The organism is Rufibacter sediminis (genome assembly GCF_014269285.1).
Lineage (GTDB): Bacteria > Bacteroidota > Bacteroidia > Cytophagales > Hymenobacteraceae > Nibribacter > Nibribacter sediminis.
Window position 1 is genome coordinate 1 of record NZ_JACOAF010000007.1, and the last position, 20,485, is coordinate 20,485.

Below are 20,485 nucleotides of genomic sequence, written 5' to 3' on the forward strand. Positions count from 1 at the left end.
GTGCCTGCAGAGTTAAGTGGGTGGATTGGAAGGGATTCTTGGAAAAATTATGCGCTTTTTGTTGCTTTTACCATAGAACACAGTGTTAGTGGTAGCTATTTTTATACTAAAGTTTAAGCGTCATTTACGATGTAATCTAGTACTCTTTTTGCTTTATCTATATCACTATATTTTTTTCTTCTAAATTCGTCGTCGAAATAAGAGTAAATTTCAACTCCATATTCTAATGGAAACAACTGGTAATACTTAATCCCATCTTTTTCAAATTCAATTTCATCATCCGTACACTCAATGGAGAAGAACTCAATGTCGGAGTTTAGATTTAAACTATCTTTCATATAGGCAAGAACTGCCTCTGATTCAGTATCCAGATTTATTTCTTGATAAAGCTTCTGTAATTGTGTTTCACTTTCCAGATACTTAATTAACTCGACAAGTGTCATTATTTATATTTATAATTACCACCAACGGTTAATATAAAAGACGCGCAAGGCCGTCGGCCGAAGGGTGACGTTTAAACATTGTTAGCAATAGGAGTTTTATTCTAGTACAAGCGCTATATCAAACTTACCTAGCTGCTTAGAAAAATCAGCTAAAAAAGAAGGCTTGAGCCATACAGTATCTTTCGTATCCTGTCGAATGATTTGCATTTCTATGATATTGCTAAATATTTCGCGTCGATAAGATTTTTCTTGAAAGGTGAAGTTAGGCAAGTTGCTTCCGCTTGAAGCCGCTGAGTAAGGGTTGATTATCATCTTATAATATTCTAGTCCGTCCCAGTTTTCTTTTAAATATGTACCGCCAGAACTGTCCTTTGTCAGTTTACTATCTTCCGATTTCCAATCTTTTTTAAGCTTATAGAATTCAATGGTGTCCTTTATTGCAAAATCATAATCACTTCTTTGAGTTGGCATTAGTGAGAAAGTGATTATGATTTTATCTTGAGTATTATTGATTATGTAGAAACTGGATAGCCATGAACAGCCACTAAGACTGAAAACCAAAATTGAATAAATGAATAGTAAACTTTTCTTCATTCTCTTATTGCTAACGGACTAGTATAAACGACGGCCAAGGCCGTCGGCCGAAGGCTGCCGTTTATACATTGTTGGCAGGCGTATTTCTTTTAAAGTATATCAAGAACTAGGGATTCAAGGAAAGTCCATGGATACGCCTGTTTGGTTCTTGTGCATAAGTTTGTGCTTAGGTTCTCGTCCGTTTTCCTGTCCATTAGGGAAAAGCTGAGCATCATATCTTCTTTATAGGCATAGACAATGTAGCTTTTCCCAAGGTCGAAATAGTTACCACAATCAGAGCCGCCTCCTGTTGTTATGATTGTTACTGGCTCTTTACTTTTTAATCCCTTGTACCTGTTCTTGATTTCAAATTTAAACTCATAACGCTTATAATCCACTGTTTGTCCTGATGTCGTTTTTTCTTTGGTTTTTACTTCTTTAACATCAATCACTTTTCCTTTAAACACAACATCGGAGCCCTTGAAGTTCTCAAATATTGTCGAACCAGCACAAGAACATGCAATAGCCGTATTGATTGAAAGGGTAAATAGTAGAAGTAAAACAATTCTCATCTTTGTATTTTATATGCCTGCCAACTATCGGATAAACGTAAACATACGCTTATCTGCACTTTGGCTGGATGTTAGAAATTCTTCAAGGCTTTGAAAAGTGAAGGAGCCTTGCATTCCTTTTCTACCCTAATATAGAGAGAATCCCTAAATCCTCAAGAAGGCGCAGGCTCAGAACACAAGATGGAAGCTTCAATGCAAGCTGCTTTCCGTTCATTCTGGAAAATACCTAGTAAAATGCCGCTTGCAATTTCACTTATAGGACTAGCTCCTTTGTCTATTCCCTTTAAAATCCGTTCTTCGCAGAGCGTTTTGTCCACTATTCTGCCACTGTTATGACTGCCACCCCCTACGAAGAAAAGATGCTCCAGGAGTTGCGTGAATGGCAGCAGCAGATGGTAAAGGAGCCGTCTTTGATGAGCCACTTCACGCGGGGCGTGCAGCAGAAGATCAACAGCATCATCCCCGAGAAAGTACACCAGGCCATTACCGCGTCCATCAAGCAGATGATACGGGCGGTGTTGTTCGGGGCGAAGTACACCACCAGTAAGCCGTACTCCCATGCCACCATGGAGTTGAAGGAAACCCAGGTGCTGGACCGGATCGATTTCTACAAGAAAACAGCCGCCGCCGAGGGAGGCATCACCGGCGCGGGCGGCATTCTGCTGGGTTTGGCAGATTTTCCGCTGCTGTTGGGCATCAAGCTGAAGATGCTGTTCGACATTGCCGCCCTGTACGGCCACTCGGTGGAAGATTACCGCGAGCGGGTGTATTTGCTGCATATTTTCCAGTTGGCTTTCAGCGGACAGCAGCAACGGCGGCACGTCTACGGGCAGATGGTGGACTGGGAAACCCAGAAACTGCACCTGCCCCAGGACATTCACCAGTTTGACTGGCGCACCTTCCAGCAAGAGTACCGCGACTACATAGACCTGGCCAAGATGGCCCAACTGATTCCGGTCATCGGGGCACCCGTGGGCGCGGTGGCCAATTACCATCTGCTCAAAAAACTGGGCACTACCGCCATGAACGCTTACCGCATGCGCTGGAAAGAACTGTCTGCCCTAAATCGGCTTCCCCCCGCCTCAGACGAGGTGCTGTAACTACTCCGGTTACGGGTGCTTTGGGTTTGCCTTGGGTGCGTTTAGAGCTACTTTCTTGAAAACAGCCTAAAAACGTACCTGCCTTTGCATTTTCACCATCCTAAGATAAATCCAATAAAACAGCACACCGTAACCAATATTTTCTAAACACGTTGCTAAGTACAGTACACCCTGCGGTACTGGTTAGTACTGTCAGTAATACTACTTGAGCCTTAACCCTACCGCTATGAAAAGACTTCTTACCTGTAGTGTGGCCATGGCGGCCATTCTATCTTTCAACTCCTGCGCTACCAACCCCGTTACCGGGAAACGAGACATCAACTTTGTGTCTGAGGAACAGGAAGTAGCCATGGGCCTGCAAGCCGACCCGGAGATTGTGGCGCAATACGGCCTGGTGGAGAACCCCACTCTACAGCGGTTCATCCAGGAGAAAGGCCAGCAGATGGCGGCCATCTCGCACCGCAGCAACCTCAAATATGAATTCAAGATCGTAGACTCTCCGGTGCTCAACGCCTTTGCCGTGCCGGGCGGCTACGTTTATTTCACGCGCGGCATCATGGCGCACTTCAACAGTGAGGCGCAGTTTGCGGGCGTGCTAGGGCACGAGATCGGGCACATCACGGCCCGGCACTCGGCGCAGCAGCAAAGTAAATCTACCCTGACCCAAGTGCTCCTCATGGGCGGAATGATCGCCTCGCCTCGGCTGGCGCAGTTCGGGAATGAGCTTTCGCAGGGAGCGGGGCTTCTGTTCCTGAAATTTGGGCGGGACGATGAGCGGCAATCCGATGAGCTGGGCGTGGAGTACTCCACCAAGATTGGCTATGACGCGAGCCACATGGCCGATTTCTTCCAGACCCTGCAGCGGCAGACGCAACAGAGCGGCCAGGAGGAGATTCCTACGTTCCTTTCCAGCCACCCCAACCCTGGTGACCGCTACAACACCGTGCACCAGTTAGCCGACCAGTGGAAACAGAAAACCAACTCGGCTACCCTGAAGGAAGGCCGCAACAGCTATCTCAGAATGCTGGAAGGACTCATTTACGGCGAAGATCCCAAACAAGGCTTCGTGGAGAACAGCATCTTCTACCACCCCGAGCTGAAGTTCCAGTTCCCGATCCCCACCGGATGGCAGCACCAGAACTCACCGCAGCAGGTGCAGATGGCCCCTCAGGACGGCAAAGCCCTGATGTTCCTGCGTCTGGCCCAGGGCACCTCGCTAGAGGCCGCCGCCCAGAAGATGCTCACCGATAACCAACTGCAGGCCGTGGAATCAAAGCAGGTAACGGTGAATGGCTTGCCCGCCCTGGCCGTTATCTCGCAGCAGGCGCCGCAACAACAACAGCAGCAACAGGCTCAGCAGCAGCAAGCAGCCCCCATCCAGGCCTTGAGCTATTTCATCCAGTACGGCGGTAACATCTACAACCTCACCGGGGTGACTTCTACTACTGATTTCAATACGTATTTCCAGACGTTCAGCACCGTCGCCCAGAACTTTCGGCAGCTCACCGATCAGGAGAAACTGAACCGCAAACCGGAGGTGGTGCGCATCAAGACGGTGAAAACCGGAGCGCCCCTGTCGCAGGTTCTCCGCACCTACAACGTTCCTGACAAGCGCCTGGAAGAAATGGCCATCCTGAACGGCATGCAATTGACCGACCGGGTAGAAGCCAATACCTTGATCAAAGTGATCGAAAAGTAACCAGCACGGTCTTCCACCAGAAAAGGCTGCTCCGGTTTGGGGCAGCCTTTTTTATGAGCTGTCTGGAAGTAATTCGTTTCGATGATGAACGGATTCTTTCCTCCGTTCCATCTCTCAATCTGCCTCAGAATCGTTAATTCAAACAACAGTTCCCGGCAGAAAAGCAGAAGCAGGTAAGTTAGCTAGAAAGGTCTGATGACTTAGTTTGTCGAGCAAGGCGTTTTACGCCTGTTTTCCTGAAAACGGCTCATTTTCACTTGCCGCGAGTAATCTCCTCTCCTTTCAACTTCTTTAATTCCGGAAGTTCTGCGTGATCATAAGTCTACGGTCACTGCCTTGCAGCACGCCAATGCCCACGCGGCCGAACCGGTCGCGGAGGATGTTGGCGCGGTGTCCCGGCGAGTTCATGAGGCCGTTGTGCGCAATTTCCAGCGTGGGGGCCAGCGCCAGGTTTTCGCCGGCCAGCCGGAATGGGACTCTGGCTTTCCGGATGCGGTCAAACGGGCTCCAGCCTTCTGGGGTGTAATGCGAGAAATAACCACGCCGGAACATGTCCTCGGAGTGCAGCCGGGCCACGCGGCGCAGGGAAGTATCGGCGGCCAGCGGGGCCAGGTTTTGCTTGGCGCGTTCCGCGTTCACCAGCTGCAGCATTTCGGCCTCCAGGTCGGGGCGAGGTTTCATCTCGGTGACTTTGTAGGGCAGCTCAATCACCTCTTCGGAGCCGGGTTGCACGGTGAGTTTGCTCATGGTGCGGTTCAGGGCCTTGTCAAATACCGGCGAGAGCGCCAGCTCGGCCTTCTCTGAGAACGCGGAAAACCGCGAGGCCAGTCCGCTGTCCTGCACCTCCTGCTGGATGTTCTGCGGCAGCGGAAACGCCTTTAGCAACACCACCACAATGATGGCAGTCACCAGGCCGCTCAACAAACCGGGCAGCAAGCCCAGCACCTGGTTGGTTTTGGTTTTGTGCACGTTTCCCGGAAATCGGCTTAAAACCCAATCGCCCAGCGCCTGAATGAGAATGCTGGCCAGCACCGCCACTATGAAAAAGGAAATGGGGAGCAGCCAGAGTTCATTCCAATCCACCAACTTTTCCAGCCACTCGGCCACGTACGGGTACAAACTCAACCCGATGATCAGGCTCCCCACCCACCGGACCAAATCCAGCATTCCGTAGGCAAAACCCCGGTACCAACCGGTCCAGAGGCTAGAAAGCACGATGAGCAGAAGCAATACATCTATGTAGTTCATAGGCGGCAATGCAGGTTGGGATAGAAAGGGAAACTAGCACTAATCGGCTACATTTCCTGATTCTTTTACCCCCGAGGCTCCTTTTCGGTTTCCGGTACTTATGCGGCTCCTGCACGGGTAAATACGGTTTTTCACCACTTCGGCGGTCATTTTCGTATAGAACGATTTAAACGGGAGAGAACTATGGACAAGACAGATGTCATTCACGATGAAGAAGATCTCAGGTTTTACATGGAGCTGGAGGGCGAGGAAGCGGAACTCACCTACTCCATCACCGAAAACCAGGAACTTGATTTAGACTACACCTTTGTGCCGGAAAGCCACCGCAACCAAGGGCTCGCCGACAAACTGGTGAAAACGGCGCTGGAGTACGTAAAAGCGAAGAACCTGACCTTTGTGGCTTCCTGCCCGGTGGTGGAAACCTACGTAAAGCGCCACCCCGAGTACCAGTCCTTCTTGGCCCAGGAGTAAGCGGCCCAGCCGCAGAGCCATTCAGCAAGCGGTGCCGTTTAGGGGCTATTTTCGTAAAAACAGCCCTTAAACGGCACCGCTTCCTTCCTCCGGACCACCGTACGCCAGCGGGAATGAACCCCGATCGGAAAACTTATAGTACCTTCGTGTTTCTACCCTGCGTACGCACTCCATCATGAAAACCATCACCATCATTGGGACCGGGCTGATAGGCGGTTCCGCGGCCATAGACATCAGAAAAGCGGGTTTTGCCTCCGAGTTGATTGGGGTAGACCAGAATCCCGAGAATGCCGCCCAGGCGGTGGAGATCGGGTTGGTGGACCGGGTGCTTTCCCTGCCCGAGGCCGCGGCTATTTCGGACCTCATTCTGGTGGCCATTCCGGTCACCGCCATTCAGAAAATGCTGCCTTCGCTGCTGGACCTGGTGCCGCCGCAGACGGTAGTCATTGACCTGGGTTCCACCAAAAGCCTTTTGTGCGAAGCCGTGAAAGCGCACCCCAACCGGGCGCAGTACGTGGCCGCGCACCCCATTTCCGGTACCGAGAACTCGGGCCCTACTGCCGCGCTGGAAGGTCTGTACCAGGGCAAGATGAACATTATCTGCGAGAAGGAATTATCTTCTGAACGCGCGCTTTCTGCCGCCGAGGAGTTGTTCAACATCCTGGGCATGAAGACCATTTACATGCAACCCGAGGAGCATGACAAGCACGTGGCCTACGTCTCGCACCTCTCGCACGTGAGCTCGTTTCTGCTGGGCTTAACCGTGCTGGACGTGGAGAAAGACGAACGCAACATCTTCGCGCTGGCGGGCTCCGGTTTCGCGTCTACCGTGCGTCTGGCCAAAAGCTCCCCTGATATGTGGGCCCCCATCTTTGAGCAGAACGCCCATTTCCTGAGCCACGCCCTAGCCGAGTACATCAAGCACCTGCAGCAATTCCACCAGTGCCTTTTGAACGGCGAGACCAACCAGCTGTACCAGATGATGCAACAGGCCAACCAGATCAGGCCGGTGCTGGATGGCATCGCCCAAATCTCCCCGGTGAAGTAAGCTTGTTTTAGGGCCGATTTCCCAAAATCAGCCCTAAAACAGACCTGATTTCTTTGCTTTCCTCCGGCTGCGTGTCTTCCGGCAGGCCTCCGTTTTTGTGCTCCTTTTCAGGAATTAGCCGCAAAACCCACCGGATCTCCGGGCGCACCTTAACTTCCCCGGCCCGGCCGCGTATCTTTTCCAAGTCATAAAGATTAACGGCATCACTTAACCAGAAGAGAAATGGGCATTTCAGATTTGCTGAACAAGGTAAAAAAAGAGTGGGAAGTACTGAAGGGCGAAAATGCAAAGGACAAACTGTTCTACAACGAAAATTCCTACCCCGACGAAGCCACCGCCCGGCGAGAGTTCGCGCGGTCCAAGCAGAAGCTGTTTGATGTGAACCGATGGTCTTTGCTGCCCGGCATCAACTCCACCTTTCAGTTGTATGATGCCCAGGGAAACAAATCAGACGCCACGCAAGCCCGCGTGGGCGATTTCATGCAGATTATTCTGCCCGCCACGGCCATTGAAAACTGGGTCACCGTGGTGGAGGTAGTGGAGGAAGAAGACATAGCGCAATTCGTGGTTCGCCCTAGTCCCAAACCTGAGGCCCAGAAACAGGGAAACGATGGCGACGAGGTCAAGCATTTCTTCACCGACGAAGCCACCAGCACGTTCCGGGTCCTGCGCGACGGCACCAAACTGATGGGCTTTGAGATTGGCCACGAAGAGAAACCCAACAACCAGGGCGACCAAGCCGGCGGACGCGGTTTGCTCAACACCCTCATCTCGGAAGGCGGCTGGGCCGGGTTCCAGGATTTGCAGTGGAACAAGATCACGCGCTACTACGTGCACCTGGAAGAGGCTGGTGGGTAAGGTAGAGTTGAACCGAATTTAAGGGGCCACCACTTCCGCCAGCAGCTTTTCCAATTCCCTAAACAGAACTTCGTTCCCCTCCTGCTGATAGCCGTTCAGGTGCTCCTGAAACTGCGGCACCTCGTACAGAAACGCCTTGAGTCCGTCTGGGGTAAACTCTGGAAAATACCGCCCGTACCCCAGTTTCTCCACGTAGGCGGCGTTCAGGTACTGCTCAAATTGTTTGGGAATGGGCACCGAGCAGATGGGTTTGTGCAGGAACACGGCCTCGCTCAGCAAAGAGAAACCGCCGTTGGCCACCACGGCCTTGGCCGAGGCCAGATCCTGAATGAAGCCTTCCTCGCTGAACGCCTTCAGGTGTACGTTGCCGTGCTGCTCGTCTTTGTTGAATCCGTACACATAAACGTTTCCTGCGGCAGTTGCTGCAAGGTGTGCAACAGGTTTTTCTGGTTCGTGCTAGACTGATACACCAGCACATGGTTCCCCACGCTGGTCTTCGCCCGGAGAATGGCTTCCCGGATGATGGGCGGCACCACTGTGGTGTTCTCCTTGCAAGTGGTCGCTGAAAAGAACGAGGCCACCAGATAATGCGCCGAGCGCGGCACCTTCGCTTTCACCACATTCTTAGCCACCTGAAAACTGCTTTTCCACTCGGGCAACACCGGAATGTCCAACTGGCAGCGGTTGATGACCTGCATGTTGTCAATGCTGATGATGGGCAGGCGGTGGTGCTTCGCGAAGAAGTAGCTGAAGGACTCAAAATCGGAGATCACCACCTCTGGTCGGAACTGCTCCATCAGTTCGCGGTACCGGTTGAAGTTCAGCTTCAGGTTGGCCGGGGCTGTGCGCAGCGTGAGCAAAGCGGTGTTGACGGTAGAGACAGCGGCGTTCCGGTACGCAATGTGAAAGCCCTTGATCTCGTGCACCCGCCCGGGGAACGCCTGGTGTAGGAACTGGAAGGCCCGCGCGCTGGACACGGCCTGCACGTCATGGCCCTGTGCCAACAGATATGTAATGATCACCTTGCTGCGGGTGGCGTGGCCCATGCCCTCGCCGGGCACTCCGTATAGAATTTTCATGTAAGGTAATTTCTTGCTTTCTACAAGGCTTATTGCAAGTTGCAGACTTATTTAATTTCTAATGGTTCTTCTCGCGTAAGGTGCCCCCAATTAATAAATTCAGATCTATCCCTCCCTGGGTATTTTTTTGATTGAGACTAAGGAACCCACCCAGGCTCATTCCTACCTTTCGCCTCGGATAAAAAGCCAAGTCCCCCCGCAGGCTAACCCCCAACAGATGAAATCTCCTTATCTCATATTCATAAATGGAAGAATTAAAAAAGCCTCCCCAGCTATTATTTGGGGAAGGTACTTTCTTCACATTGTATGGCATTATATAATTCACATAGGATGGACCTACAGAAGTTGTGAGAAATAACTTCTTATTGAGGGCCATTATTTTGCCTACACTCAGATTGATTTCACGGTATTCATGATTTGGCACATACTTTTTATCAACATGATCAGAAGAAGGCACTTGATGCAGATAGAGGTGTTCAAAATATCTTATTCCATAGGCAAAGTTCCTTTTTGTTTCCAACACTACTGCCGCATTAGCTGCGGGTTGCCTATTGTAGGGTAGCGGATAACCCACCCCTAGTTGGAAGTAAAAACGGGGTTTCACAACATACACAGTGTCCTGAGCTTTTAAGCTGGTAGCACAACACCAAAGAGCAAGAAACAGCAGGAATAGTATTCGTCTCATATCCTTAAGATATTAACTATCTTGATTAAAATACTATATATCTGGATATTGAGGCACAAATAAGGCTTTTACTTATGCGGTTACGATATATCCTGGGGGTGCGTGGTTTCCCGAAACGCTTTTTTCAATACCCCAGACAAAGAAAAGAAATACGCCAGCAACATGCCGGTGCCCGACCCCAAGGAAACATCCAGCTCTGAGTGGACGCCCAGCGCCACCCGTGACAAACACACCAGAACAGCCCACAGCAAGGGCAGCACCAACCAAGGCCGGCGTTTGCGCGGCAGCTGCAGGCCCAGCCACATGGTCAGCAGCGAACCCAGCAGAAACGCGTTCTGTGAATGGCCCGAGGGGAAAGAGTAGCCCGCCTCACTCACCCAGTGCTCCAGCACCAGCGGCGAAATCTCGGCGTACTTTTCGGGGTTCTTTTTCAGAAACTGAGTTAAATACGCCCGGCGGGAGGCGGCATCCTGCAGGTAAAAAGTATCCAGCAAGGAGGCTTCCTGCCCTTTCTCCCCCAGCAGAAACTGGTGGCTGGGCCGCGGCACCTGCGCCAGGGGCTTGATGATGTACTCATTCAGCATAGCCATGCTGCCCAGCGTGAGCAGCAGAAACAGAAACGCCACCGTGAACGACTGTGCCCGTAGTTTGAGGCCCGGCTGCCGCCTGGCCACCAGCAGACAGAGCAGCACGCCCAGCACCGGTGTGCCGTAAATACCGCCCGTCTGCGACAAGACGTACCAGAAAAGCGTGTCCCAATCTTCCTGTAGATAACCGCTGAACGAGATGGGCAGCAGCCACACCACCAAGACCATCAAAAGCCAGCTTCCGCCGGTGAGCAGCAAGGCGAACTTGTTTTGGCCGTAATGTTTCCTCATAGGTAAAGCGCAGCGGAAAAGGTGAGCAGGTAGTTTCTACAAAACGGCAAGATACGGCTTTGCAGCAAGATACCTAGACTTTCTCCTGCGCCCGCCCCTGCTCCAGTTGCAGCACCCGGGTCACGCAATCCGGAATCTCCTGGAGATAATGGGTGACGTACAGGAGTGTGGTGGCAGAGTTGGCGCACAGCGCCTCGATGATCTGCTTGAACCGATGTTGCTGCTGCGCATCCATGCCCTGGCAGGGCTCGTCCAGAATGAGGAGCGGCGGATGTTTGATCAGGGCGCGGGCCAGCAGGCACAGACGTTGCGTACTAGCCGAGGCCAGCCGCAGAGATTTCCCGGCCTCCTGCGCTATGCCAAACAAGTCCAGCCACTGCCGGGCCCGTGCCGCGTTCTGGGGGTCGCTTTTCCGGAACAAGCCCAGCGTATCATACAACCCCGACTCCACCACTTGTAAGCAAGTCTGCTGATAGGGGAAATACTGAAACAATTCTGGCGAGACAAACCCGATTTTCTTCTTGATGTCCCAGATGGTTTCGCCGGTGCCGCGCTTGCGGTCAAACAGCGTGATGTCTTTGGAAAACGCCTGCGGATTGTCACCGTTGAGCAAGCTCAGCAGCGTGGTTTTTCCGGCCCCGTTCGGGCCCAGCACGGCCCAGCGTTCGCCTTGCGCCACGTGCCAGCTCACCTTGTCCAGCACCTTCTTCTCGCCATACTGCACCGATACCTCCTTCAAGCCCACCATGGTCTCAAAAACCGGCAATGCCTCCCCAGAAAGTAAATTCTGCAACGCAGCCACATCCACCGAGGCACCTGATGCTGCTCCGGCCAGATCGGGCTGATATGCTTCTTTGGGTTGGGCCGAGATCAGGTTCCCTTGCCGCAGCGTTGCCACGTGCGTCACGAAATCCGGAATCTCCTGCTCCGCGGTGGCCATGATGATGGTGATCCCGGAGGCGGCGATTTGGGCCAGAATCCGGTGAAAATCTTCGCGGGTAGTGACATCCAGGCCCGTGAGGGGCATGTCCAGCAGCAGCAGCTTGGGGTGGCGCAGCAAGGCCGCCGCGAACAGCAACCGCTTGGTTTCCCCGTTGGATAGCTTGATCAGTTCCTTGGGTAACAGCTTCTCCAGCTGAAACACCTCTATCACTTGGCTAAGCGACCAGTCTGAAGTCCGGTCCAGCGGCGTGTCTACCGAGGCTAGATAATCTTCTACCGTGGGCGCGTCTTCTGCGTCAGCGGCGTGGTAGCGCTGCTGGTAGTAAAACGTGCTGGTATTGGAGGAGAAGTTGCGGAAGGAATGTTTCTGGCCTACCTCCGCAATCAGATCTTTGAAGGTGAAGAATGGATCCGTGATCGCCTGCGTTTGCAGAAACTCGTGATAGAAGCCGTAGTCTATCTGGCCGCCGGTCACGTTCAGTTTCCCGGCAATGGCCTGCAACAGGCTGGTTTTCCCCGAGCCGCTCTCCCCCACCAGCGCCCATTGTTCGCCTTTGTTTACCTGAAAACTGAGGTCCTGGAAAATAATATGCTGGAGGTGCCGAACGGTGACGTGCTGAAGTGAAAGAAACATACGCTTACAAAAAACTGCCTCCGCTCAGAACTTCTGAGACGGGCTTTCAAGATAAAAGTTTGTTCCTGCCTAACCTAGCTTATGCGCCCGGCACTTCCGCATTTTAAGCCTGATTTACTTAAAACACTTGTAAAACGCCTTCATAACGCTTCCAGCTGCATGATCCGGTTCGGCTCTGCCGGTTCTGTTTTGAGGGTGTTTTCCGGAAATCAGGGCTAAAACGAGTTTGTTCTACTTACTGGTAGACAGCTTTGTATTGGTCAAAAGAAGTACATCGCCTTGCTGCGTCAATTGGCAAGGCGCGGCGTTGTGCTTGTTGGTGAGAACACCAACAAAGGCGAAAGGCAAAGGAAAAGGAGAGACAAAAGAATAAGTTCTTCAGAAAAGAGCAACTGCCTCATCAACAGAAACCTTTTCACTTGCATGCTGATGTGTTCCGTTTTGAGGGTATTTTTAGGAAATCAGGCCTAAAACGAAGGGGGTATTAATGACTCTACAGGCGCAAAAAACCGTTCCCCGGAGGTGTATCCACCTCTGGGGAACGGTACAGGAAAGGGCAAAGCTGGGTTAGACCGTTTGCGCTGCGGTGTAGACCTGGCCGAACCGGTCGGTGACTTCAATTTTGATTTGCTTGGCTCCCGCCGATGGTTTGGCCCAGAACAGGTGATCGGTGAGGGTGGGGTCTACGAACTTGTGCTTGGCGGGCAGGTTGGGACCGGCGTGCAACTGCACCGAAAGCGGGTCCAGCCCCGTCTCCTGCTTCATCTCGCCTTTGCGCACGCCGTCTTCAAACCAGATCACTTTCCAGGCGGGGTCCCAGTTCCAGACGTTCGCCACAATCTCATCGGGGCGGTCTTTCACGCTGCCTTTGGGGTACAGCCGGACCTGGTGCTCGCGCGGATGGCCTACTGATTTGTAGTACCATTTCAGCTCAGAGCCGTCCACCTCGTACACGCCGTAACCGCTGGGCGAACCATCGGTGCAGATAGGGCCCGTCCACCAGGCACCGCACACCGCGCCGTGGGTATGTTCTATGATGTCGCCTTCCATCACCTTCTCACAGACGTGCGTGTGGCCCGACATGATGTGCGCCTTGAAGGGTTTGAGCAGGCGGTACAACTCCTTTCGGTTAGACACCACGCCGCCCAGAGATTCATCCTTGAGGTTGGCCCGTCTTTTCTCCCCGCTGTTCACCGGAATATGCACCGATACCACCACCGTGCTGCCCGGCTTCACGAAGGCCAGATCCTGCTCCAGCCACTGCAACTGCTTCTCTGTAAGATACCCGATGTAACGTTTGGCCGTCCCGATGAAGAAAACATCATCCAGCACCACGTAATGCACCTCGCCCCGGTTAAACGAGTAATACGTAGGCCCGAACAGCTTTTTAAAGGTATTGGCAGAGCCATCATCGGTGCGGGCCGTCAGGTCCATGTCGTGGTTCCCGATGACCTGGAAAAACGGAATACCCGAGATCTCCACCGCTTTCTGGTAATCTTCGAAGAGCTCAAACTTGTCCCAGACCAGGTCACCGCATCCAATGCCGTGAAACAAGGTGTCTTTGCCGTAGCCGTCTACCAGCTTCTTCAGGTCCGGGGCGGAGGTATTCACCAGCTCCTCGGCGTCTTTCTTGTTGATCATCTGCGGATCGGCCCAGACCACGAAATTGTGCTTGGTATCGTCCTGAGAAAGTTTCTGCAAGGTAAAATCTGCGGTGAAACTGGACTTGCCCACCGGAATGGGTTGGTAAAACCGGGCCACTCCTTTCTCCTGCGGAATTTCATAGCCCCAGGGCACGGTGATGTACACAAACTCGGCGGTGGCGTTGCTCTCCAGGGTGTACTTCCCGGCCTTATCAGTAGTCACCAAGTTCAGGCCATCGGTCACCACTACGCCCGGAATCCCCTTGCCGCCGGCCTGCACTTTGCCCCGGATGGAAATAGCGGAAAGGTCTATCTTTTGGTTTTTGGCTTTCTGATTGGGCAAAGCCTGAACGGGGGAAAGCGGCAGGGTTAACCCCAGGCCCAGTGTTCCCAGGCTCTGGAGGAATTTTCTTCTAAACATGTGCGGGAGAATAGGGTGTTAAACGAAAGAGAAGTAAATGGATTTTGTAGAGGCATAGTCGTTCCAGAGCCCTTTTTGGAAAAAGGGCCTGAAAACAGGAAGCCTAGATGGGCGGTTGCTAAGAAGTTATTTCGCTGAGAGTTTCTTTATTTTCTCCAGTAAAAGCTCGGGTTCATTGGTGGTGATGAAATCTGCCTTGCGCTCCAGCAGCCAGTCCATCATCTCAGGGGTGTTCACGGTCCAGACGTTTACGGTGAGGCCCAGCTGGTGGGCTTCCGGTATCCAGTGCGGGTTCTTCTGCAACACGCTTTGGTGGTAGTCCAGCCCATACATTTTATCATTGGCTAGCAGACTGGGGGCTTTCTCGCCGTTGAGGTAGGAAATGTTAGCGGAGGGCTCCAGTTCCTGCACTTTCTTCAGGATGTCATAGTCAAAGCTGATGTAGTCCACCCAGCCCTGGGCTTTGTACTGCTGCACCATGGCCACCACTTTGCTGGCCAGCGCCTGCCCCCGCTCCTTGCTGATGGCGGAGGGTTTAATTTCCAGAATCAGTCTGGTTTTGTTCTGCTTTTGGCCTTCCTGCAGATACGCCGCCAGCGTGGGCATCAACTCGCCGTTGGCAAGCTTTACCTGCGCTAACTGGGCCGCCGGAGATTTCTCCAGGTGCAGCCCGTTCACCTCGTGGTCATGATGCACGAACAGCATTGAGTCTGCTGACATGTGCACGTCAAACTCACTGCCGGCGCACCCTAACCGGATGGCGTGCTGCAAGGCTCCAATGGAGTTCTCCGTAGCCCCGGTGTTTTTCCAGGCCCCGCGGTGCGCAATCACCCGGTTCACGAGGAACTCGTCTCTTACAATCCGGAACGTGTCTTGCACTATGCTTTGCCCCTGCTCCACGGCCAGCACTACGTCTACCCAAGGCGTGTCCAGGGGCTTCTTTAAGGCAAGCGTATTGTCTTTCCCCAGCGTGAACCTCTTCGCTGACGCACCCACTACTTTTACCTTCGCTTCTCTGCCGAAAGCGGGGCTCACCACCACCCTGCCCACCTGGGTGGCACCTGGCTTACACGTGTACTTGGTCAGAGAAAGGTGCGCTTGCGCCATGGCGTTGGTTTGTAACCCTAAAAACAAACAGAAAAGCAGCTTCCAGGAGGGTACGAGGTTCATAGGGGGTTTGGTCATAGCAAAATACGGTTACGTCATGTGCAGGAGCAGCCTCCCAGGTTCCGGTTCTGGCACCCGGGAGGCTCCAAGCCTATTCAAGCAGGTAAGTTAGCGGACTTATTTTTCCCACCAAACTTTGGTGTTGATGTCATCTCCGCCCATCATCTCCACCGCTTTCCGGTAGTTCTCCGGATTGTTCGTCTGCACCGAGGTGGGGTACCGGAAGCGCACCGGCACTACTCTGTTGTTCATCATCACGTTGGTAGTAGGCAGCACCGGTAAACCCGTGCGCCGGTATTCAAACCACTGCTGGTAATCTACGAAGAAAAGCGCGATGTATTTCTGTAACAGGATGCGTTCTAAAGTCTCATTGTAGGCCGCGGCCGGATTGGCAAAATAATCAGCGGGCATCACGGCTCCCCATTGTTCAATGGCGGCCTTCACTCCTTTTTCATAAGCGGCTTTGGCATCACCGGTCACTATTCCTTTGAACGCGAGCTCCGCTTTGATAAACTCCACCTCGGCGTAAGGCATGATCACCGCTACCATAGGGGCTGTAACCAGGGCCACGTTGAAGGAAGAAGGCGCATAGTCAAACTGCGTGTCACTGCCCTCATACCCGCTGGGGATGCCCTTGTACCCTACCTGCGTTCTACCGTCTTTGGAGGTGGCCTGGGTGAAAAACTTCGGCCGGCGCGGGTCATTCAAGGCGTTCAGGTGGTCAATGAAAAAGGAAGAAGCAGCCCGGCCGGTTCTAAAGTCTACCGCCCGCCCCCAGGGAGAAATCAACGGCGGAATACCCGTAATCTGCAAAATGGCCGCATCTGCATTGGAGGTGAAGACCGGGTGTTGCGCGGGGTTGTTCAGTATCTCCGCCATTTTAGTCACCGCGTTCATCTCCTCTCTTTTTGAAACGCGCAGCAATAACCGTAACCGCAGCGAGTTGCAGAATTTACGCCATTTGGTCACGTCATTGTGGTAGAGCACATCATCGCCGTACACCATTTTTTTAGCAGGGTCAGTGTCAAACTTGGTATTGGCCATTTCCAGATCAGCCAGAATCTTAGTATAGATCGATTTTTGGGTATCGAAGGCAGCATACAAAATTCCTTCATCACCTCGGGATGCCTCTGTCATGGGTACGTCGCCGAAGCTGTCGGTGAGCAGGGAATACACCCAGGCATTTAGAGTAAGAGCAACCGCCTCATAGTTGGGGTCATTGGCTTCCACGGCCGCTGCCTGCATTTCTTTGATGTTGGTCAGCCAGCGATAGTACGTGTTCCAGGTGGAGCTCCCGGAATTCTCACTCACATCATAGCGGTGGATGCCGCCCGAAGCACTTGGGAACGGAAGCGCTACTTGCATGAGGTCAAAGGTGAAGTCATCGGCGCGGTTGGCGTTGAAGCTGCTCATCTCGTAGAGGATGGGGTTGAGCAGCGTACCCGGACTGATCTGTTCAATGCGGTTGGGGTCGGTGTTGATCTCTTCGAAATCATCAGTACACGCGGCGGTAACGCAGTTAAACACGACCAGCACAGCAAAAGCTTTTTTTATCGAAATCATGGTCTTAGTTCTTTGAAAGAACTGCCCACTGTTGGACACGGCCTTGGGCAGTTCTGAGACGTTTTTTTTGGAATGACGAAGCGGAGGTTTGCCTAGAATTTAAGGGTCACGTTCACGCCCATGGTTCTGGTGGAAGGCATCTGCCCCATTTCAATACCGGGCATGATGTTGTTCCCGTTGAGGGCAGCCGTTTCGGGGTCAAAGATTGGGAAGTCGGTGAGCATGGCCAGATCACGGCCGTAGAGGGCAAAGCTGGCGCCGTTGAAGAACTTGGTTCTCTTTAAGAAAGCCGCAGGCACGTTATACTCCAGCCGAACTTCGCGCAGTTTCAGGTAAGAGGCATCAAAAGAGTTTGACTCTACGTTGGCGCGGCGGTAGTACCGGGTGTAATAATCGGCGGGGTTAACTTTTTTGGTATTCTGGGTGTACGTACCGTCGCCGTTCAACACCACGCCATCGCCAATGATAAAGCCTTCCTCGCGCCCCATTAGGGTGTGTTTCAGCTTGCCTTGCTCAGACATTTTGTGGTGGGTCTGGGAGTAAATGATGCCGCCGTAAGAAGCATCCAGCAGGAAACTGAACCGGAAATTCTTATAGGAGAACTCGTTCAGGAAACCACCTTTCCAGTCGGCGTAGGCGTTCCCGATGTACTGTACGTCTTTAGGATAGGCAGGCAAACCGTTCTCATCATACACAATCTGGCCATCGGGGCTCCGCACAAACCCAAAACCGTAGATGTCACCGGTAGTCCCGCCCACTGTGGCAATGATGGAGGCTTGGCCACCTACGCCTAATACTTGCTGGTTTTCAATAACTTTGGCTAGTTCCAGGACTTTGTTCTTGTTTTTAGACCAGGTCACTGTTGATCTCCACTTGAAGAATGCATTGTCAATTGGTTTGGCATTCAAGATTAATTCAACCCCTTGGTTTCTTACTTTCCCGGCATTCAACACGGCCCGGGTATAGCCGGTGGTTGGGTCAATCGGAATGTCCACGATTTGATTTTTGGTGTAGTTCCGGTACACGGTGGCATCCAGCCCAATTCTGCCGTTGAAGAACATATACTCCATCCCGGCCTCGTAGCTGGTGGTGATCTCCGGCTTGAAATCGATGTTATGAAGTATGGTGGGGACGGAGCCTGAGCCGGCGAAATCGCTCTGACCGTAATATTTTCTGGTCTTGTACGGATCTGTATCATTGCCCACCTGCGCGGCAGACAGTCTCAGCTTGGCAAAAGAAAGCTCAGTGGGCAGCCGGAACAGATCGGTTAAGATAAAGCTGGTACTGATGGACGGATAGAAGAAGGAGCTGTTCTGCACCGGTAACGTACTGGACCAGTCATTCCGGGCCGTCAGGTCCACAAAGATCTTGTCTTCAAAGGAAAAGGCCGCCAGCGCGTACAAACTGTTTACCTTTCTGTTACGATGGTTAGTGGCCATCATGGCGTTGCCTATCCCGTTAGACAGTTTGTACACCCCCGGAATCACCAAGCCATCTACCACGCCATCGGTAAAACGGTACCTTTGGTCTCTCAGGTTACCCCCCACCGAGGTTCTGACGTCAATCTTGCTTCCCAGCTTCTCTCTATAGGTCAGCAAGGCGTCTGTGTTGATCTCGTAGTCAAAGATGTTCTGCTCTTTGTAATACCCTAACGGGAAGTTAGCCGTGTTGAACGGACGCCGCATGGCCCGGTCTTCGGCGGTGAAATCAATGCCCGAGCGCACCATGATGTCCCATTTGGGCGAGAACTCATACGTGGCGGCCAGGTTCCCTACTATGGAATAGTTATTCAGGGAGTTGGTCATCTCATACGCAATCACATACGGGTTATCTATGAACGAACTGAACGGGTGAATCTGCTGTATTTGCTCCTGTCCGGCTTTCCACCGGGGTTCATACCAGGCCAGATCTACGTTGGGGTTCTGGAAGATCATGAAGTAGGCGATGGACTGGTTACTGTAGCCCGTGCCCGGCAGGTTATCACTCTTCTTGTTCGTAAAGTTGATTTTAGAGCTGAGCTTTAACTTTTTGGAGATGGTTTGGTTGATGCTCAGCGCAGCAGTCAGGCGCTCAAACCCTGTGTTGGGCATGATCCACTCGTTTTTGGAGTGGGTGAGGGAAGCCCTGACGGAGCCATTCTCGCCGCCGCCTTCCACGGCTACGTTGTTGGTGAGCGTGTACCCGGTTCTGAAGAAACCTTTGATGTTGTCTTTGTACGGTCTCCAAAGCTGTCTTTCCGCCGACTGCCCTTCCACCGTGGGGTCATACTGGTAAAAATACTGACCGTCAAACTTCGGCCCGAAGGCACTGCTGGTTCCTCCGGTATGCGCTCCGTCCTCAGACGGGAGGTACGAGTAATAAGGCTGCCCGTCTTTAAAGGATTTACCGGTTCCCTGGCCGTACTCATACTGGTAATCGGGCCATTTCAGGACATCGTTGAAGCTGAGGTTGGTGTTCACCGTCACCCCAATGCCTTTGTCTTTGCGGGCTCCTGATTTGGTGGTGATGATCAAAGCGCCATTGGAAGCCCGGCTCCCGTACAAGGCGGCGGCGCTGGGGCCTTTCAAGACGGTAATGCTCTCAATGTCATTCGGGTTGATGTCAGCAATTCCGTTCCCGAAATCCACCGGAATGTCAGCCCCGGAACCGGCACCATACGCGTTGTCTACCCCAGAACTGGTTATCTCACTGCTCATGGGCACTCCATCCAATACAATCAGGGCGTGGTTCTTTCCGGGGTTTAGAGAGTTATCGCCCCGCAAACTGATTCTAGTGGAATTCACCGGGCCTGAACCCGGCGAAATCAGGTTCAAACCGGCCACTTTCCCGGATAAGGCCTGCGCGAAGTTATTGGGCATGGCATCGGTGAGTTCCTGGCTGGTCACGGTCTGGGTAGCATAGCCCAGGGCTTTCTGCTCCCGCTCAATACCCAGGGCTGTTACTACCACTTCGGTGAGTTGCTGGCTGTCCTGCACCAGGGTCACGGAAACGTTTGACTCATTCTGCCCGAAGGTTCTTCTCAGCGAGGTATAACCCACGAAGGAGAAAACCACTTCCTCGCCTTTGGGTACCTGAATGGAGAAGGTACCGTCATTGTCGGTGGCCCCCACGGCAGTACCGCCAGTAGTAATCACCACCCCGGGCATAGTGCCCATTTCGGCGGAGGTCACGGTACCGGAGATTCTTACTTTTTCGGTTTGCTGACTAGCAGATGGCCGCTGGCCGGTTCCGCTGGCTTCGGCGGTTATGTTAGCAGACGTTTTGGCCAGCAAGTTTGGGGCTACCGGCATGTTTCTGGGGGTAAGCGGGGAGGCGGCAAGCACCGGGGCTTCGATCATTGGCATAAGGGCCAGAAACGAAAAACCCAGCAATAGCCTTCTCTGAAATTGGTTCTTCCTCTTAGGTTGAGGGAGTAAAGGTTTTCTCATGATCTAGTGGACAGTAAAAGTTTAGTAGGACTG

At 52.6% G+C, this 20,485-nt stretch carries 18 protein-coding genes; 5 read left to right on the forward strand and 13 right to left on the reverse strand.

Translation table 11 applies throughout. The features are described 5' to 3' along the window. Positions 1–113: 113 nt before the first annotated feature. The 3 genes from H7U12_RS02765 to H7U12_RS02775 all read right to left on the reverse strand — a co-directional run bounded on the left by H7U12_RS02765 (position 114) and on the right by H7U12_RS02775 (position 1,588). Positions 114–443 carry a hypothetical protein gene (locus tag H7U12_RS02765; RefSeq protein ID WP_186632548.1) on the reverse strand — a complete coding sequence of 110 codons (330 nt, stop codon included), beginning with the start codon at positions 441–443 and terminating at the stop codon, positions 114–116. A 96-nt stretch (positions 444–539) separates the two neighbouring features. Next, complete coding sequence (locus H7U12_RS02770) at positions 540–1,037, reverse strand: putative periplasmic lipoprotein (RefSeq protein ID WP_186632551.1); 498 nt, start codon at positions 1,035–1,037, stop codon at positions 540–542. Between the two features lie 89 nt (positions 1,038–1,126). Beyond that, positions 1,127–1,588 carry a hypothetical protein gene (locus H7U12_RS02775; protein ID WP_186632554.1) on the reverse strand — a complete coding sequence of 154 codons (462 nt, stop codon included), beginning with the start codon at positions 1,586–1,588 and terminating at the stop codon, positions 1,127–1,129. Between the two features lie 332 nt (positions 1,589–1,920). Here H7U12_RS02775 and H7U12_RS02780 point away from each other — a divergent pair, with 332 nt between their 5' ends. Together H7U12_RS02780 and H7U12_RS02785 are read left to right on the forward strand one after the other, a co-directional pair. After that, positions 1,921–2,688, forward strand: a complete 768-nt coding sequence (locus tag H7U12_RS02780) for an EcsC family protein (protein ID WP_186632557.1) — start codon at positions 1,921–1,923, stop codon at positions 2,686–2,688. Between the two features lie 226 nt (positions 2,689–2,914). Next, the gene (locus H7U12_RS02785) at positions 2,915–4,387 is read left to right on the forward strand and encodes a M48 family metalloprotease (protein WP_186632560.1); all 1,473 of its coding nucleotides are present in this window, start codon (positions 2,915–2,917) and stop codon (positions 4,385–4,387) included. A gap of 291 nt (positions 4,388–4,678) precedes the next feature. On the opposite strand, the gene H7U12_RS02790 is transcribed toward H7U12_RS02785, so the two are convergent. Beyond that, the gene (locus H7U12_RS02790) at positions 4,679–5,635 is read right to left on the reverse strand and encodes a CvpA family protein (protein ID WP_186632563.1); all 957 of its coding nucleotides are present in this window, start codon (positions 5,633–5,635) and stop codon (positions 4,679–4,681) included. A 183-nt stretch (positions 5,636–5,818) separates the two neighbouring features. Here H7U12_RS02790 and H7U12_RS02795 point away from each other — a divergent pair, with 183 nt between their 5' ends. From H7U12_RS02795 to H7U12_RS02805, 3 genes are all read left to right on the forward strand, one after another. Then, positions 5,819–6,106 (forward strand): GNAT family N-acetyltransferase, encoded by a 288-nt coding sequence (locus H7U12_RS02795; RefSeq protein WP_186632566.1) that lies wholly within the window; start codon positions 5,819–5,821, stop codon positions 6,104–6,106. Between the two features lie 175 nt (positions 6,107–6,281). Continuing rightward, positions 6,282–7,154 (forward strand): prephenate dehydrogenase, encoded by an 873-nt coding sequence (locus tag H7U12_RS02800; protein WP_186632569.1) that lies wholly within the window; start codon positions 6,282–6,284, stop codon positions 7,152–7,154. A gap of 222 nt (positions 7,155–7,376) precedes the next feature. Beyond that, the gene (locus tag H7U12_RS02805) at positions 7,377–8,012 is read left to right on the forward strand and encodes a hypothetical protein (RefSeq protein ID WP_186632573.1); all 636 of its coding nucleotides are present in this window, start codon (positions 7,377–7,379) and stop codon (positions 8,010–8,012) included. An 18-nt stretch (positions 8,013–8,030) separates the two neighbouring features. Here H7U12_RS02805 and H7U12_RS22525 read toward each other — a convergent pair whose 3' ends face one another. The 9 genes from H7U12_RS22525 to H7U12_RS02845 all read right to left on the reverse strand — a co-directional run bounded on the left by H7U12_RS22525 (position 8,031) and on the right by H7U12_RS02845 (position 20,368). Beyond that, the gene (locus tag H7U12_RS22525) at positions 8,031–8,411 is read right to left on the reverse strand and encodes a glycosyltransferase family protein (protein ID WP_255897554.1); all 381 of its coding nucleotides are present in this window, start codon (positions 8,409–8,411) and stop codon (positions 8,031–8,033) included. Next, positions 8,366–9,091, reverse strand: a complete 726-nt coding sequence (locus H7U12_RS22530; RefSeq protein WP_255897555.1) for a glycosyltransferase family protein — start codon at positions 9,089–9,091, stop codon at positions 8,366–8,368. The genes H7U12_RS22525 and H7U12_RS22530 overlap by 46 nt, the downstream gene beginning before the upstream one ends. Positions 9,092–9,149: 58 nt before the next feature. Beyond that, on the reverse strand, positions 9,150–9,776 hold the full coding sequence (locus H7U12_RS02815) for a hypothetical protein (RefSeq protein WP_186632576.1): 627 nt from the start codon (positions 9,774–9,776) through the stop codon (positions 9,150–9,152). Positions 9,777–9,856: 80 nt separating this feature from the next. Continuing rightward, positions 9,857–10,654 carry a phosphatase PAP2 family protein gene (locus tag H7U12_RS02820; RefSeq protein ID WP_186632580.1) on the reverse strand — a complete coding sequence of 266 codons (798 nt, stop codon included), beginning with the start codon at positions 10,652–10,654 and terminating at the stop codon, positions 9,857–9,859. Between the two features lie 73 nt (positions 10,655–10,727). Further along, on the reverse strand, positions 10,728–12,230 hold the full coding sequence (locus H7U12_RS02825) for an ATP-binding cassette domain-containing protein (protein WP_186632583.1): 1,503 nt from the start codon (positions 12,228–12,230) through the stop codon (positions 10,728–10,730). A gap of 567 nt (positions 12,231–12,797) precedes the next feature. Beyond that, complete coding sequence (locus H7U12_RS02830) at positions 12,798–14,294, reverse strand: calcineurin-like phosphoesterase C-terminal domain-containing protein (RefSeq protein ID WP_186632586.1); 1,497 nt, start codon at positions 14,292–14,294, stop codon at positions 12,798–12,800. Positions 14,295–14,420: 126 nt separating this feature from the next. After that, positions 14,421–15,464: a glycerophosphodiester phosphodiesterase gene (locus tag H7U12_RS02835; protein ID WP_186632589.1), complete on the reverse strand. Its 1,044-nt coding sequence runs from the start codon at positions 15,462–15,464 to the stop codon at positions 14,421–14,423. Positions 15,465–15,578: 114 nt separating this feature from the next. Next, positions 15,579–17,024 carry a SusD/RagB family nutrient-binding outer membrane lipoprotein gene (locus H7U12_RS02840; protein ID WP_186632593.1) on the reverse strand — a complete coding sequence of 482 codons (1,446 nt, stop codon included), beginning with the start codon at positions 17,022–17,024 and terminating at the stop codon, positions 15,579–15,581. A 92-nt stretch (positions 17,025–17,116) separates the two neighbouring features. After that, on the reverse strand, positions 17,117–20,368 hold the full coding sequence (locus H7U12_RS02845) for a SusC/RagA family TonB-linked outer membrane protein (RefSeq protein WP_241749067.1): 3,252 nt from the start codon (positions 20,366–20,368) through the stop codon (positions 17,117–17,119). Between the last annotated feature and the right edge of the window lie 117 nt (positions 20,369–20,485).

Bases quoted from the DNA above. Each gene is read 5' to 3' on its own strand.
- H7U12_RS02765 (WP_186632548.1), bottom strand. From the start codon at position 443: ATGACACTTGTCGAGTTAATTAAGTATCTGGAAAGTGAAACACAATTA.
- H7U12_RS02770 (WP_186632551.1), bottom strand. From the start codon at position 1,037: ATGAAGAAAAGTTTACTATTCATTTATTCAATTTTGGTTTTCAGTCTT.
- H7U12_RS02775 (WP_186632554.1), bottom strand. From the start codon at position 1,588: ATGAGAATTGTTTTACTTCTACTATTTACCCTTTCAATCAATACGGCT.
- H7U12_RS02780 (WP_186632557.1), top strand. From the start codon at position 1,921: ATGACTGCCACCCCCTACGAAGAAAAGATGCTCCAGGAGTTGCGTGAA.
- H7U12_RS02785 (WP_186632560.1), top strand. From the start codon at position 2,915: ATGAAAAGACTTCTTACCTGTAGTGTGGCCATGGCGGCCATTCTATCT.
- H7U12_RS02790 (WP_186632563.1), bottom strand. From the start codon at position 5,635: ATGAACTACATAGATGTATTGCTTCTGCTCATCGTGCTTTCTAGCCTC.
- H7U12_RS02795 (WP_186632566.1), top strand. From the start codon at position 5,819: ATGGACAAGACAGATGTCATTCACGATGAAGAAGATCTCAGGTTTTAC.
- H7U12_RS02800 (WP_186632569.1), top strand. From the start codon at position 6,282: ATGAAAACCATCACCATCATTGGGACCGGGCTGATAGGCGGTTCCGCG.
- H7U12_RS02805 (WP_186632573.1), top strand. From the start codon at position 7,377: ATGGGCATTTCAGATTTGCTGAACAAGGTAAAAAAAGAGTGGGAAGTA.
- H7U12_RS22530 (WP_255897555.1), bottom strand. From the start codon at position 9,091: ATGAAAATTCTATACGGAGTGCCCGGCGAGGGCATGGGCCACGCCACC.
- H7U12_RS02815 (WP_186632576.1), bottom strand. From the start codon at position 9,776: ATGAGACGAATACTATTCCTGCTGTTTCTTGCTCTTTGGTGTTGTGCT.
- H7U12_RS02820 (WP_186632580.1), bottom strand. From the start codon at position 10,654: ATGAGGAAACATTACGGCCAAAACAAGTTCGCCTTGCTGCTCACCGGC.
- H7U12_RS02825 (WP_186632583.1), bottom strand. From the start codon at position 12,230: ATGTTTCTTTCACTTCAGCACGTCACCGTTCGGCACCTCCAGCATATT.
- H7U12_RS02830 (WP_186632586.1), bottom strand. From the start codon at position 14,294: ATGTTTAGAAGAAAATTCCTCCAGAGCCTGGGAACACTGGGCCTGGGG.
- H7U12_RS02835 (WP_186632589.1), bottom strand. From the start codon at position 15,464: ATGAACCTCGTACCCTCCTGGAAGCTGCTTTTCTGTTTGTTTTTAGGG.
- H7U12_RS02840 (WP_186632593.1), bottom strand. From the start codon at position 17,024: ATGATTTCGATAAAAAAAGCTTTTGCTGTGCTGGTCGTGTTTAACTGC.
- H7U12_RS02845 (WP_241749067.1), bottom strand. From the start codon at position 20,368: ATGCCAATGATCGAAGCCCCGGTGCTTGCCGCCTCCCCGCTTACCCCC.